This window comes from Oleiphilus sp. HI0117, from assembly GCF_001635235.1.
This window is the reverse complement of sequence record NZ_LWGA01000459.1, coordinates 1-270: the sequence shown is the minus strand read 5'-3', so window position 1 is coordinate 270 and position 270 is coordinate 1. Positions and strand designations below refer to the sequence as shown.

1 pseudogene is annotated in these 270 nt (G+C 47.0%); it reads right to left on the bottom strand.

What is annotated here, in order from left to right:
* A pseudogene (locus A3757_RS26415) lies at window positions 1–270 on the bottom strand (type II secretion system protein GspE); the annotation flags it as partial.

Below are 270 nucleotides of genomic sequence, written 5' to 3'. Positions count from 1 at the left end.
TGCTTGGACCACACTTACGTGCATAAGTTTCAAGCTCTAGCTCACCGGCTTTGCTATGAATAAGCTCACGCATCTGTTCATCTATTTGCACAAGTTCGTAGATACCAATACGGCCCTTATAACCAAGATGATTACACTCTGGGCAACCTTTTGCTTTGTAGATAGGAGGTTTCGATTGGCCAGGCCCGTGCTCTATATGCAGAAATTCGCATTCGCTGTCATCAGGCTCGTAGGGTTGACGACAGGAGGTACACAGAACACGAACCAAGC